Below are 13,984 nucleotides of genomic sequence, written 5' to 3' on the forward strand. Positions count from 1 at the left end.
CATGCCCACCATCAACTTCCGTGAAGTCACCCGGGACTTCGCCGTCAAGGACGGCGACTTCCTGGCCCTGGACCGGGTCAGCCTCGACATCGACGACGGAGAGTTCGTCACCGTCGTCGGCCCCTCCGGCTGCGGCAAGAGCACCCTGATGAACATCGCCGCCGGACTCCTCGACGCCACCGGCGGGGAAGTGACCGTGGACGGCATCCCCGTCCGCGGCCCCGCCCCCGAACGGGGCGTCATCTTCCAGCAGTACGCGCTCTTTCCCTGGATGACGGTCGCCGGCAACGTCGAGTACGGACTCAAGGTCGCGGGCGTCGGGAAGGCGGAGCGCCGGCGCCGGGCCCGCGAGGTCATCGAACTCGTCGGCCTCACCGACTTCGCGGACTCCCTGCCCAAGACCCTCTCCGGAGGCATGAAGCAGCGCTGCGCCATCGCCCGCGCCTACGCCGTGGACCCGAAGGTGCTCCTCATGGACGAACCCTTCGGCGCGCTGGACTCCCTCACCCGGGTCCGGATGCAGGAGTCGCTGCTGGACACCTGGGGCCGTGACCGGCGCACCGTCATGTTCATCACCCACGACGTCGACGAGGCGGTCTTCCTCGCCAACCGCGTCGTCGTCATGGCGGCCCGCCCCGGCCGTATCCACACGGTCATCCCGGTCACGCTGCCCTATCCACGTACCGAGGAACAGCGGCTGTCGCCCGAGTTCGCCGAACTGCGTGCCCAGGTGTGGCACGCCGTCCACCACCAGCCGGCCCCCCTCGAAGGAATGGTGTCATGAAGTCGATCCGTGCCGTCGGCCGCCGTACGGCCGGCCTGTTCCTGGCCCTGTCACTCGTCTCCGTCGCCACCGGCTGCGGGGGCGACTCCTCCGACGCCGCGGACGGCGGACCGCAGAAGGTGAGGTTCGGCTACATCGCCGACTACAGCGGTTCCGTCGCACTCGCCGTCGCCCAGAAGCAGGGGCTGTGGAAGAAGTCGGGCGTCACACCCGAACTGAAGGTCTTCACCAACGGCCCGCTCCAGGTCCAGGCGCTCGGATCCGGCAGCCTGGACTTCGGCTACCTCGGCCCCGGGGCACTGTGGCTGCCCGCCTCCGGGCGCGCGTCCATCGTCTCCGTCAACATGCTGGGCCTGGCCGACCGGGTCATCGCCCGGCCCGGATCCGGCATCGAGAAGCCCGCCGATCTCAAGGGCAAGAAGGTGGCCGTCGCCGAAGGCACCTCCGGGGACATGATCCTCGATCTGGCGCTGAGCGAGGCCGGTCTGAAGCCGGACGACGTCACGAAGGTCGCCATGGACGCCTCCACCGTCGTCACGGCGTTCTCGTCCGGAAAGGTCGACGCGGCGGCCACCTGGTACCCGCTGATCGACACGATGAGGAAGAACGTCCCCGGTCTCAAGGAGATCAGCCGGACCGAGGACTACTACCCCAAGCTGACCTTCCCGAACGTCTTCGTCACCCAGCCGAAGCTGGCTTCGGGGAACCCGGAACTGGTCAAGAAGGTGACCGGGGTGCTCAAGCAGGCCGGTGACTGGATCGCGGCGCATCCCGAGGAGTCGGAGAGCGTCGCCGCCGACTTCCTCAAGCTGCCGGCCGGTCAGCTCAAGGGCTCCACCAAGTACGTGAAGCTCCTTCCCTCCGCCGAGCTGACGAAGCTCAGCAAGGACGGCACGGTCGACGGCTGGTTCGACGAACTGGCCGCGATGTTGCGCCGGATGGGGAAGCTGCCCAAGCCGGGCAAGGCCGAGGACTACTACCTCGGTGACCTGTACGCCGAGGCCGGAAAGGCGGACCGTTCATGAACGGCTCAAGCGACACCACCGCATCGGGCGCCATGACATCGAACGCCGTGAGACGGCGCGGATTCCTCGTGGGCGCGGCCGGTCTCGCCGGTGCCACCCTGCTGCCGGCGCTCACCGCCACCGAGGCCGCGGCGGACACCGTCCGGGCGGCCGGCGCCCCGCTCCGGGTGGTCTCCGGCGGCCGGGCCCGTGCCTCCGTGCTCTGGTGGGGCGCGGGCAGCGCCGAATTCGCCGCCACCGAACTGCGCGACCACGTCCGGAGGATCACCGGTGTCCGGCTGCCCCTGCGCGCCGTGGCCGTCTCCTCGGCGCCCGAGGGCGTCACCGGTCTGGTGGCGCTGAGCGCGGGCACCGGAACGGGCGGGATCCCCGCGAGCGCACTGGCCGACGCCGGACGTGAACTCGACGGCGCGCCGGATGACTCCTTCACCCTGCTCGGTGACGACACCAGCCTCCTGCTGACGGGACAGGGCGACCGGGCCCCGCTGTACGCCGTCTACGCGCTCCTGGAGCGTGCCGGAGTGCGCTTCTTCGCCCCGGCCTTCCCCGCGTACGAGGGCCACCACGAGCACATACCGAGCACCCGCACCCTCGACCTCCCGCCCGTGCGCCTCACCGACCGGCCGGCCACGGAACTGCGGCGGCAGTACGCCGAGGAGGGGTTCAGCCACACCGCGCAGAGCCTGCCGCCGCTGCTCGACTGGATGGCCAAGAACCGGCTCAACACCTTCGTCTACCCGACCGACTACCTCGGCCTCGGCGTCACCACGTACGACGGGGTGCGCGACGTCCTGGTCCGCGAGGCCGGCCGGCGCTCCATCCGTATCGAGACCGGCGGCCACGGCTACGACAGCTTCCTGCCGAAGGCCGACTACCCGCAGTTCTACGAGTCCGGCGGCCCGGTCTTCGACATCTACAACCCGCAGGCACTGGACGCGTACGTGGCCAAGGTCGTCGACTTCCTGCGGGAGCGCCCCGAGATCACGCTCTTCGACTGCTGGCCACCGGACGTCGGCGCCTTCCAGAAGCCCGTCCTCGACCGGTACGGCACCGCGTCCAACGCGGAGTCGGTGGTGGTCAACGAGCTCGCCCGGGTGCTGCGCGAGGAACTGCCCGGGGTCCGGGTCGAACGGATCGCGTACGCGTCCACCGTGCAGCCGCCCGGCCCGGAGTACCCCTGCGACCCCGACGTCGTGGTGGACTTCGCGCCGTACTCCCGGAACTACGACGGTCACCTGGGTGACCCCGCGGTGGGCGCCAACACCGGCCTTGCGAAGGCGTTGCGGGCCTGGCGGTCCACCCACCGGGGTCCGCTCGCGATGTACGAGTACTACCGGCGCTACCGCTGGCGCAGCCTTCCGGTCCACCCGCTCACCACCATCGCGGGCGACGCCGTCTTCGAGTCGGGGCTCGGTCTCGACGGCATCGGCATGTACAGCGAGCCGGGCGACTGGATCACGTACGAGCACGTCCAGAGCCTGGTCGCCGCGCTGGCCTGGGACAGCGCTCTGGACGCGGGCGGTTTTCTCGACGGCTACCTGCGGGCCCGGTTCGGCGCGGGCGCGGCCGACGCGATGCGGCGTTATTACGACCTGACGGGTCTGGACCCCGACACCCACGGTCCCGGCGTACTCAGCACGAACTACGGGCAGGCGCGGGCGGCCCTCCAGGAGGCGGCCGGGCGGACGGAGGAGCCCGCGCCCCGCACCCTGCTCGACCGGCTGACCCGCAACATCGACATCGCGCTGGCCGACATGAGGATCGGACTCGCACCGGCCGGCAGCACCGAACTCGACGCTGCACGCCGGGAGTACCGGGCGCTCGTGCACCGCAACCGGTTCAACGGCATCTGCCTGCCCAACATGCAGGCTTGGTGGCGCTGGAACGGTCCGGACGGCCAGGCGCCGTACGACGACGCCGGGATCCGCCAGGATGTCGTCGACGCCTACGCGAGCCCGGCGGCCGGGTTCGGCGATCCGGGGTTCCTGGTGCTCGAACGGGCCGGTGACCCCGTCGCGCTCGACGTGGAGGCCCAGGACGTCGACTTCGCCGGCCACACCGTCCACTGGACGGCCACCGCGCCCGACGGAGTCGTCCTGGAGCCGTCGAAGGGCACGCTGAAGGTGCGCGGTACCCGGGGCGCCGCCGCCCGGGTTTCGGTACGGGCCACCGCGGACGCGGCGGCGGGCACGTACCCGGTCACGCTGGAGTTCCGGCTGGCCGACGGGACCCGGCTGGTCCCCTCCCGTGTGGAGGCCGACATCCGCTGACCGGCGCGGTACGTCCCGACCGGCTCCTCGGCCTCCGGCCGACGGAGCCGGTCATCCGGCCTGCGCCACCGAACCCCCGATACCCAACATTTGTAAACGTCTAGACCAAACAGGATCAAACGAAAGTCCTTGACTGTCCGGCCCGGTTGCGGAATTCTCCTGAACACTTCGCTGGTTTAGACCACTTGGAGGATCTGTGAGACGTCGTGACCTGACATCACTCGCATGCCTGCTGGCCACGGCGACCGCCGTGATGTGCCTGGCATCGCCCGCCGGCGCCGCCCGCGCGGCCGGTCCGCCCGGCGCAGCCGCCCTCCCGCCGGTCTCACCCCATCCGCAGTCCATCAGCCGCGCCGGATCCGACGCCGCGGTCACCGGCCGCACGCTCGTCGTCGCCGACGACCGGACCGACGCCGCGGCGCTCTCCCGCCTCGTGGCGGAACTCAAGGCGCACGGCGCCCACCGGGTGGACGTCGTGGCACCCCGCGACGTACCCCGAGCCGCCGCAGGGCTGCTCACCGTGCGGCTCGGCCCCGCCACCCGTGCGGACATCGCCCGCCAACTCGGCACCACGGCCGCCCCCGACCACGCGGAGGGATACGCCCTGCGGGTCTCGGCGCACGGCCCGGGTCCGTCGGTGGCCCTCGGCGGCACCGACGCCAGCGGGCAGTTCTACGCCGTACAGACGCTGCGCCAGCTGTTCCAGCGCGCCGGCCACTCCTGGAAGGTCGCGGGCGCACAGGCCTCCGACTTCCCCTCCATGCCGCTGCGCGGCACCATCGAGGGCTTCTACGGAGAGCCGTGGACACACGCCGAGCGGCTCGACCAGATGGACTTCTACGGCGACGTGAAGGCCAACACCTACATCTACGCGCCCAAGGACGACCCGTACCACCGCGGCAAGTGGCGCGAGCCCTACCCGGCCGACAAGCTCTCCGAACTGGGCGAGCTGGTGAAGCGGGCCACGGCCAACCACGTCCGGTTCACCTTCGCCGTCTCCCCGGGCGAGTCGGTCTGCTACTCCGACCCGGCCCACCGCAAGGACCTGGAAGCCAAGCTCCAGGCGATGTACGACCTCGGCACGCGGGCGTTCTCCATCCCGCTGGACGACATCAGCTACACCCGCTGGAACTGCGAGGGCGACAAGGCGGCCTACGGCGAACCGGGCCGCGAGGCGGCCGCCAAGGCGCAGGTCGACCTCCTCAACGACGTACAGCACACCTTCGTCGCCACCCACCCGGGCGCGCAGCCGCTGCAGATGGTCCCGACCGAGTACGGGGACCTCACCGACACCGCCTACAAGCAGACCCTGCGCGCCACGCTGGACCCCGCGATCGAGGTGATGTGGACCGGCACCGACGTCGTGCCGCCCACCATCACCAACGAGCAGGCCGAAGGAGCGGCGAAGCTGTTCGGACGCAAGGTGTTCGTGTGGGACAACTATCCCGTCAACGACTTCGGGAACACCGCCGGACGGCTGCTCCTCGCCCCGTACGACAAGCGTGAGGCAGGCCTGTCCGCGCACCTCACCGGCATCGTGGCCAACCCCAGCAACCAGCCCTACGCCAGCAAGGCCGCCGTCTTCGGCGCGGCCGACTTCGCCTGGAACGACACGGCCTACGACGCGTCCGCCAACGGACGGCGCGCCATGGCCTACCTCGCGGGCGGAGACCGGGCGGCGACCGACGCCCTGCTGGTGTTCGGCGACCTGGAACACATGGCGCCCACCTTCGGGGACACCCCCTGGCAGCCACAGGCTCCCGAACTCGCCCGCCGGACGGCGGAGTTCTGGACCTCATGGGACTCCGGCGACCGGACCGGCGCGCTTCGGGCGCTGCGCCCGTACGCCACCGCCGTACGGAACGCGCCGGCGGTCATCCGCGGCGGCGCCGTCCAGCCCGGGTTCGTCACCGACGCCGGGCCCTGGCTCGACGCCACCGCACTGTGGGGCGGCGCCGCGGTGACGATGCTGGACGCGCTCGACGCCTGGAGCTCGGACCACAAGGACACGGCCGCACGGCTGCTCGCCGAATCGGAGCGACTGCAGGAGCAGGCACGCGCGGTGCGGGTCGACCCGCCGCGCAACTCCTGGGGCAGGGTCCAGCCCAAGGTGGGTGACGGCGTGCTCGACACCTTCCTCGCGCAGGCCGCCGACCGGATGAGCTGAACAGGACGCCCCGCCGGCGCGTGGGGCCACCTCTGCGCGGGGCCGGTGCGTCCGGCCCCGCGCACCGATGAACCGCACCATGAGCACACCAGCGAAAGGGCGTTCATGACGCATCAACCCCACGGGCCGCGAAGGCGCCCGCGCGCCGCGCGAGGGCGAGCGGTCCTCGCAGGCCTGGCCACCGGTCTCGTGCTGTCCCTCCTGTCCCCGCTGCCGTCCTCGGCGAGCGCGGCCGGGCCCGCCTCCGCGAGGCCCGCCGGACCGGCCCCGCAGCCTTCCCGCGCCGTGACGACCACGCACCGCTTCCCGGGCAACGACAACCGTTCCCACACCGTCACCTGGGACGAGAAGTCCCTCAAGGTCGACGGCGAGCGGCTGGTCGTGTGGTCCGGAGAGTTCCACTACTGGCGGCTGCCGAGCCCCGACCAGTGGCGCGACGTGCTGCAGAAGCTCAAGGCCTCCGGCTTCAACGCCGTCTCGCTGTACTTCTTCTGGGGCTACCACTCCAGCGAACCCGGCTCCTACGACTTCACCGGCGTCCGGGACGTCGACCGGCTCCTGACCATGGCCGAGGACGAGGGTCTCTATGTCATCGCCCGGCCGGGCCCGTACATCAACGCCGAGGCCGGCATGGGCGGTCTGCCGCCTTACCTGAGCACCTACGGCGGCGAGCAGCGCACGGCAGATCCGCAGAACCTGGCGGCCGACCTGGAATGGCTGAAGGCCGTCAACGGCATCATCGGCAGGCACCAGGTCACCGACGGCGGCGGCAGCGTCATCGCGTACCAGGTCGAGAACGAGCAGATCGACAACTCGGCCAAGCACATCGACTACATCGAGAAGCTGCAGAGCGCCGTCGTCGAACAGGGCATCACCGTGCCGCTGTTCCACAACGACTACGGCGACGGCCACGGCTGGAACGTGCCCGGCGGACCGGGCGGTTCCAAGCTGGACCTCTACGCCTTCGACACCTACCCGCTCGGCTTCGACTGCACGGGCGCCCGGGACCGGCTGAGCGACTTCGAGTCCCGGATCCGTGCCTACTCGCCCCGGACCCCGGTGTTCGTCGCCGAGGGCCAGGGCGGCGCGTTCACCGCCTGGGGCCGGGACTTCCAGACGGACGAGTGCGCGAAGTTCGCGGACACCGCGTTCACCCGGCAGTTCGCCGTCAACAACGTCGCCAACGGCGTCACCATGTTCAACTCCTACATGGAGTACGGCGGGACGAACTGGGGATGGACCGGCGACCCCGGATCCGGATTCACCTCCTACGACTACGGCGCCGCGATCTCCGAGAACCGCGCCGTCACCCCGAAGCTCGCCGTCCAGAAGGAATTCGGCTACCTGCAGAACGCCGTGAAGCCGATCGCCTCCGCCGACGCCGTCACCGCCCCGCCGGTCACCGTCACGGGCGGCGGCCCCGTCAAGGCCCAGCAGCGCCTCTCCACCGAGCACGCGGGCGACACGTCCGTATCGGGCAACGGCATGCGGCTGATCACGCTGCGGCACCCCGATTCCAACGACACCTCGACCAGCCGCGTCACCTTCCCGCTGGACCTGGCGGACCCTCCCGAACCGCCGGAGGACGCCACCTACCGGTGGAACGACTCGGACACCGGAGCGCTGAAGTTCACCGGCTCCTGGGAGCACGCCACCGGCGAATCCTGGACCGGCGGGGACTACCGGAACGACGAGACGTTCTCCGCCACGGCCGGCGACAGCGTCGAGGCCGCCTTCGACGGGCCGGCCGTGCGCTGGATCGGACCGGACTCCTCCAACCACGGCACCGCTGACGTGTACATCGACGGCGTCAAGAAGGCGACCGTCGACAGCTATGCCGCGTCCCCCGAATTCCGGCGTGTGCAGTACGAGGCGAACGATCTCGGCGGCGGATCACACACCCTCAAGATCGTCGCCACCGGCGAGAAGGGCACATCCGCCTCTCAGGCAACGTTCGTCTCCGTCGACGCCATCGACACGAACCCGAGCGCGGGAACGCCCACGGGCGACACCGCCTACCCGCGCGTCCCGCAGAAGCCGGACACCGCGATCACCGTGGACGGGCGTGACGCCGAGACCCTGGTGGCGGACTACGCCTTCGGAACGCACCGGCTCGTCTACTCCACCTCCCAGGTGCTCACCCGGCTGAACGCCGGACGCGATCTCCTCGTCCTGGACGGGGCGAAGGGCACGGACGGCGAGACCGTCCTGCGCTACGCGGACAAGCCCGAGGTCACCGCACTCGACGGCACCCCGGTGGAGAGCACCTGGGATCCGGAGCGCAAGGACCTGCGGCTCAACTACGTGCACGGCGAGACCCGGACGGTACGCGTCACCGGTGGCGGCAGCGAACTCACCGTCGTGATCTCCGACCGTGACGCCGTCGCGGACACCTGGCAGCTCGACGCCGGGAGCAGCGACGTGCTGGTCCTGGGCCCGGAACTCGCCCGTACTGCCGGGATCACCGGATCCCGGCTCGATCTGACGGGTGACACCCGCCGGGCCGGCCGGCTGAGGGTCTTCGCTCCCACCGGCGTGGATGTCCTCACCTGGAACGGCCACCCCCTGCCTGCGAGCCGGGACAAGGCCGGAGCGCTCGTCGCGGATCTGCCGGGTCCCGCCGCCGTGTCGCTGCCGGCACTGAACACCTGGCGCACCGCGGCCTCGGATCCCGAACGCGCGACCGGATTCGACGATTCGGGCTGGACCAAGGCGGACCGGACCACGGCCGCGAACCCGATGCACGGGCCGGGCGCGGCATCCGGCGTCGTCCTCGACACGGACGAGTACGGATTCCACGAGGGCGACACCTGGTACCGGGGCCACTACACGCCCACCGCCACGGGCAGCACCGTCAAGGTCACGGTGAAGACGGGCACGGCGGGTCACGCCCTCGTCTGGCTGAACGGCCGCTACCTCGGAGCCCAGGGCGACGGAACCGCCACCCACGCCGTGCCGGCGGGGCTGGCCGAGCCGGGCAAGCCCGCCGTGCTGGCGGTCCTCGTGCGGAACATGGGCCAGTACGAGGACTGGAGTTCCGACGGCCGGTCCAAGGGGGGACGGGGTCTGGCCGACGTCGGCATCGCCGGAGCCGGCAAGGTCGACTGGCGGATCCAGGGCGCTGCCGGCGGGCCGAGGCCCGTCGACACCGCTCGCGGGCTCTACAACAACGGAGGCCTGTACGGAGAGCGCATGGGCTGGCATCTGCCGGGTGCGCCGGAGTCGTCATGGGCGCGGACGGGCTCGCTCAAGAGCGGCCGCCCCGGTGTCCAGTGGTATCGCACCACGGCCCGGCTCGACCTGCCCAAGGACTCGGACACGGCGGTCGGTCTGCGCATCAACGATGACGGGGGCACGGCGGACAAGTACCGTGTCCAGATCTTCGTCAACGGCTGGAACACCGGTCAGTTCGTCAACAATGTCGGTCCTCAGCGGGAGTTCGTCATCCCGTCCGGCTTCCTGAAGGCCCACGGCGACAACACCGTCGCGCTGGCGGTCACCGCCGAACAGAGCGGCGTCGGACCCGACTCGGTCGAGCTGGTGAACCAGGGCACCGTACGGGGCGGTGTCTCCGCCGGGCAGAACGCCTCACCGGACTACGAAGCGGTCTTCGGCAAGCGCACCGCGCGCGACGACTGACCGTCGGTCCAGGACCCGTGCCCGCCCGGCATCCGGACCGCCGGGCGGGCACGGGTGTCCGCCTCTCAGGCGAAGAGCTTGGCCACGAACGCGGAGAGGTTGGCCGTGGTGCGGGCGATCTGCTCCTCCATCGTCAGCGACTCCTTGAAGCGGGCGCCCGAGGGCACGGCCTTCTTCCCCCGCACGTAGAGCGAGCAGGCCAGGTCGGTGCACATGTACAGGCCGACCGAATTGCCCTCGCGCCCCGCCGGTCCGGCCTTGCGGGCGGTCATCAGCGAGACCCCGCTGCCCGGATGCGTGGTCAGGCAGAGCGAGCACATGCTGCGGTGCAGAAAGCCGCGCTGCTGGGAGGGGAAGCGGAGCGTGATGCCCGCGGGCCTGCCGTCGTGCTCGGTGACGATGTAGCTGCGCCCGGGAGCGGAGAGATCACGCCAGCCGAGGAAGTCCAGATCCTCCCACGGCAGCTCCTCGAGATCGCGGGGGAGCGGCAGGCGCTTGGCTTCCCCCTTGGAGCAATTGACGAACGATGCGCGGATGTCCTGTTCGGTCACGGCCTTCATGTAATCGACGCTAACTCTGCCTACGACCCCTAGGCAAATGAATAAATGATTTAGGGTTTCACCTTTGTGTCCTCGGACAGTACGGAGAGCCGGTGGGCCGGCGGGTGCTCGATTCCGAGGTCGGGGCGCCAGGCCGCGAGGATCTGCGCCGAGGGGTCGAACAGCGGCGTCGGCAGCTCCTCGGGCCGGATCCACTGCCAGGCGCTGATGAGATGGGGTTCGGTCACCTGCGGACTGCCGGAGTCAACCGTGACCAGGGCGGCCATCGACACCCGGTTGATGCCGCCGACCACGTCGTGCAGCATCGCGAAGACGCCCATGTCGCGCTCGGTGACCGCGAGCCCCGTCTCCTCGCGGAGCTCCCGCACGGCCGCCGCCGCGATGGACTCGTGCGTCGGATCGACCTTCCCGCCGGGCAGCTCCCAGGTGCCGCTGTGGTGCCGGCCGAGCAGGACGCGCCCCTGTGTGTCCTGCACGATCACGCCCACGCCCAGTGCGGCCTGGGCCAGTGGCGGCTTCGAGTTGCGGGCGGGGATCCGCGACGCCGCATCGCTGTTCATGACGCTCCTCGTGTTGCTCGGTGACCGGTGGTCCGGTACGGGCGTCGAGCCTACGGCGCGCCACGGGGAGGGCTGCCCCGGCGGGCGGCGGTCACACGGTCAGCCGCAGTGACGTGGGTGAGATGCCGAGCCGCACGGTCTGCCCCCATGTCAGCTCCAGCGCGTCCGCCTCCATGCCGTCACCGAAGACCACCACCCGGTCGGACTCCACGGTCAGCCGCAGCCCCTGCCCGTGGCCCAGCTCGCCCGAGACCAGCGAGGTGCCGGTGACCGGCGACGGCCAGGCCTCCCGGACGAACCAGAGCAGCCGGGAGTCGGTGGGGCCCGGCAGGGCGAGCGGGCTGCGACGCTCCTGCCACACGGAGCGCAGCCAGCCGGTGGCGCCGGTGCCGGTGCCGACCAGGACCCCGGAGGAGGCCTGCGGTTCGGCGGGGGAGTCCGCCGCGTCCGGGCCGAGCCGGTAGCGGGCCGTCTGGTGCCCGGACGGGCCGAGGTAGATCTCGTTGAGGGCCAGCAGCCGCTGGGTGTCGTCGGCCACCGCCTCGACCATGGTGAGCTCGTCCGCCGCGCCGCCCGGAGTCACGGCCGCCCGCAGCAGCGCGGCCGCGTCGGCGGGCCGGTGGCGGACCAGCACTCCGGGATTGCGGCCGGGATCGGTGTCGATGCCGACGACCGGCTGGCCGGAGAGGTACTTGGCTGCGTTGGCGACCAGACCGTCCTGGCCGACGACGACCACCACGTCCTCGGGTGCGAACAGGAACCGGTCCAGATCCCGGCGCTCCACCCGCGACTGGCGCCACTGCAGCGGAACGGCCGCCGCCACATCGGCGAGCGCCTGCCGGCTCCGTTCGTGGCGCCGGGCGACCTCCTCGATGGACCGGCCCCGGCTCGTCAGGAAGAACGCCGCCTGGCCGTGGGTGCCGTGCCGGGCGAGCAACTCCTCGTACTCGGTGGTGCGGTGCACCAGAACCGCTCTGGGGGCCAGGCTCATGCCCGGGTCTCCGGGGTGGGCCGGCCGAGCTTGGTGAGCAGGCCGGTGAGGACGTCGGGCGAGAGGGTGAGGCTGTCGATGCGCGGCAGGTTCTCCGCGAGCCGGGTGGCGGCCAGGGCGTGCAGGGTCGCGGCCTCCACCTCTCCGTGCACCCGCAGCCAGGCCGCCTGGGACTCGGCGCGGGCCGCGCCGACCTCACGTGCCGATTCGGCCTCTGCGCGGGCGAGGCGCACCTTGCGCGCCGCCTCGGCCTCGGCGCGTACGCCGTCCGCAGCCGCGTTCTCCTCCGCCTCGCGCCGGGTGTTGGTGCCGCGCTGCTCGACCAACTGCTCCTCGCGCCGGGCGAGTTCGATCTGACTGGCGAGCTCGTTCTCGGCGATGGTCCGCTCGCGCTCGACGGCCACGGCCCGCCGTTCGTACGTCGCCCGGTCGGCCTCCTGCTGGATCTGCTCGCGGGCGGGGGTGCGCAGGGCCCGCTCCACCTCGGCCTCGGGCCGGATGGCGACGACGCGTACCGCCACCACCTCGATCCCGGTCGCGGGCAGCCGGGGCTCGTCGGCCAGGCCCGCGGCGACGCGTTCGCGTACGGCGGCGACGCCGTCGACCAGCGCACCGGCCAGCGGGGTGCGGGCCAGCACGTCCAGGGTGTGCTGCTGGGCCGTCTCCGTGAGCAGCGTCGCGATCTGCTCCAGCGGTGCGCCGCGCCAGACGCCGGAGTCCGGGTCCACGGAGAAGTCCAGGCGCGCGGCCGCCTCGGCCGGATCGCTGATGCGGTACGTCACGGTGGCCTGCACGGTCACGTCCTGGAAGTCGGCCGTGCGGGCGTGGAACGCCATGGCCAGCTCGCGGTCGTTGACCGGCACCTCGGAGAGCGCGGCGCTGAGCGACCGGTACCAGAAGCTCAGTCCCGCTCCGTCGTGGGCGAGCCGGCCGCGCTTGTGGTGGCGGATGTGAGCGGTGGGCGCGGAGCGCAGATGGCGCCAGCCGAAGCGCCTGGTGATGTCGGCCATGAGAGGACCCCCTTATTTTCGTCATGGAGACGATAAAGGGGATCGCGTCATATCGTCAAGAGGACGAGAAGAGGGGGATGTGTGCGGGGGTGACGGATGCCGACCGGGCGTGCCGCACGAAAACGGGCGGCCGGTGACCTCCGAAGAAGTCACCGGCCGCCCGGATGGCGCGCCGCCCCCGTCCCCACGGTGCGGCGCGGGCGGGCCGTCGTCATCCGCTGGGACGACGGCCCACGTCTGTCAGGACCCGGACGCCGGGGCGTCCAGTCCGAGTGCGGGAAAGACCGCGCCCTCCACGAAGCGGATGAGAAAGGTCTCATCCGCGTAGGCCCCGTCGAGCAGGGGCCGGGCACGCATCACGCCCAGCAACTGAGCGGAGACGAACTCCGCGGCGGGGTTGTCCGCCGCCACCTCGCCTCGCTCCACGCCGCGCCTGACCATGGCGTCCAGCGCCGCCAGCTCCGGCAGGATCAGTGCTTCGCGCAGCGCGCACAGCAGCTCCGGGCTCTGGAGCGCGGCGTGGCTCAGGGCCAGCATCAGCGAGGTGTCGCGCCCGGAACCCTCACCGATGGCCTTCGCCGCCTCGCGCAGGTCTCCCGCCAGGGTGCCCGTGTCGATCCTCGGCAGCAGTCCGCGCCGGGTGCCGTGCAGGGCGGCGACGACCAGCTCCGGCTTGGAACCCCACTGACGGTAGAGCGTCGACTTGCCGCAGCGCGACCTGGAGGCGACGCCCTCCATGGTGAGTGACTCGTAGCCGCTCTCCCTGAGCATGTCGAGGACGGCCGTGTAGAGCTCCTGTGCCCGCTCCGGCGTGATCTTCGAGCGGCGTGGCGCGGGGGCCGTCTCCTGCTCGGTTTCCTGCGACGACATGCGCGTTCCCTCTCTGCGACTCTGCGACGAGGTCCATCGATACGCCAGTGTACCGATACGCGAGTGTTCCGATACGTTCGCGTATCGGTACACTGGCGTATCGATACG

The 13,984-nt window shown here is 71.2% G+C and carries 10 protein-coding genes; 5 read left to right on the forward strand and 5 right to left on the reverse strand.

The genetic code is table 11. From position 1 onward, the window contains the following. The first annotated feature begins 1 nt into the window (after nt 1). The 5 genes from ACIQM0_RS18715 to ACIQM0_RS18735 all read left to right on the forward strand — a co-directional run bounded on the left by ACIQM0_RS18715 (nt 2) and on the right by ACIQM0_RS18735 (nt 9,885). Nucleotides 2–784, forward strand: a complete 783-nt coding sequence (locus tag ACIQM0_RS18715; protein ID WP_401287787.1) for an ABC transporter ATP-binding protein — start codon at nt 2–4, stop codon at nt 782–784. Further along, nucleotides 781–1,809: an aliphatic sulfonate ABC transporter substrate-binding protein gene (locus ACIQM0_RS18720; RefSeq protein WP_401287789.1), complete on the forward strand. Its 1,029-nt coding sequence runs from the start codon at nt 781–783 to the stop codon at nt 1,807–1,809. Before ACIQM0_RS18715 ends, ACIQM0_RS18720 begins: the two co-directional genes overlap by 4 nt. Next, nucleotides 1,806–4,079, forward strand: coding sequence for a DUF4838 domain-containing protein (locus ACIQM0_RS18725; protein ID WP_401287792.1), 2,274 nt, complete (start codon nt 1,806–1,808; stop codon nt 4,077–4,079). Before ACIQM0_RS18720 ends, ACIQM0_RS18725 begins: the two co-directional genes overlap by 4 nt. A 253-nt stretch (nt 4,080–4,332) precedes the next feature. Beyond that, nucleotides 4,333–6,246 (forward strand): beta-N-acetylglucosaminidase domain-containing protein, encoded by a 1,914-nt coding sequence (locus ACIQM0_RS18730; RefSeq protein ID WP_401288019.1) that lies wholly within the window; start codon nt 4,333–4,335, stop codon nt 6,244–6,246. A gap of 285 nt (nt 6,247–6,531) precedes the next feature. After that, a complete protein-coding gene (locus ACIQM0_RS18735) occupies nt 6,532–9,885 on the forward strand; it encodes a beta-galactosidase (protein WP_401287794.1) in 3,354 nt (1,117 codons plus the stop codon). Nucleotides 9,886–9,950: 65 nt separating this feature from the next. Here the strand turns inward: ACIQM0_RS18735 and ACIQM0_RS18740 are convergent, their stop codons facing one another. The 5 genes from ACIQM0_RS18740 to ACIQM0_RS18760 form a co-directional block, all read right to left on the reverse strand. Next, nucleotides 9,951–10,445, reverse strand: coding sequence for an FBP domain-containing protein (locus tag ACIQM0_RS18740; RefSeq protein WP_401287796.1), 495 nt, complete (start codon nt 10,443–10,445; stop codon nt 9,951–9,953). A gap of 50 nt (nt 10,446–10,495) precedes the next feature. After that, nucleotides 10,496–11,005 (reverse strand): NUDIX hydrolase, encoded by a 510-nt coding sequence (locus tag ACIQM0_RS18745; RefSeq protein WP_401287798.1) that lies wholly within the window; start codon nt 11,003–11,005, stop codon nt 10,496–10,498. A 91-nt stretch (nt 11,006–11,096) separates the two neighbouring features. Continuing rightward, nucleotides 11,097–11,996 carry a hypothetical protein gene (locus ACIQM0_RS18750; protein WP_401287800.1) on the reverse strand — a complete coding sequence of 300 codons (900 nt, stop codon included), beginning with the start codon at nt 11,994–11,996 and terminating at the stop codon, nt 11,097–11,099. After that, on the reverse strand, nt 11,993–13,006 hold the full coding sequence (locus tag ACIQM0_RS18755; RefSeq protein ID WP_401287802.1) for an SPFH domain-containing protein: 1,014 nt from the start codon (nt 13,004–13,006) through the stop codon (nt 11,993–11,995). Before ACIQM0_RS18755 ends, ACIQM0_RS18750 begins: the two co-directional genes overlap by 4 nt. 240 nt (nt 13,007–13,246) lie before the next feature. After that, nucleotides 13,247–13,876: a TetR/AcrR family transcriptional regulator gene (locus ACIQM0_RS18760; RefSeq protein WP_401287805.1), complete on the reverse strand. Its 630-nt coding sequence runs from the start codon at nt 13,874–13,876 to the stop codon at nt 13,247–13,249. Between the last annotated feature and the right edge of the window lie 108 nt (nt 13,877–13,984).

Origin of the sequence: Streptomyces sp. NPDC091387 (genome assembly GCF_044756945.1) — a bacterium.
Classification (GTDB): Bacteria; Actinomycetota; Actinomycetes; order Streptomycetales; family Streptomycetaceae; genus Streptomyces.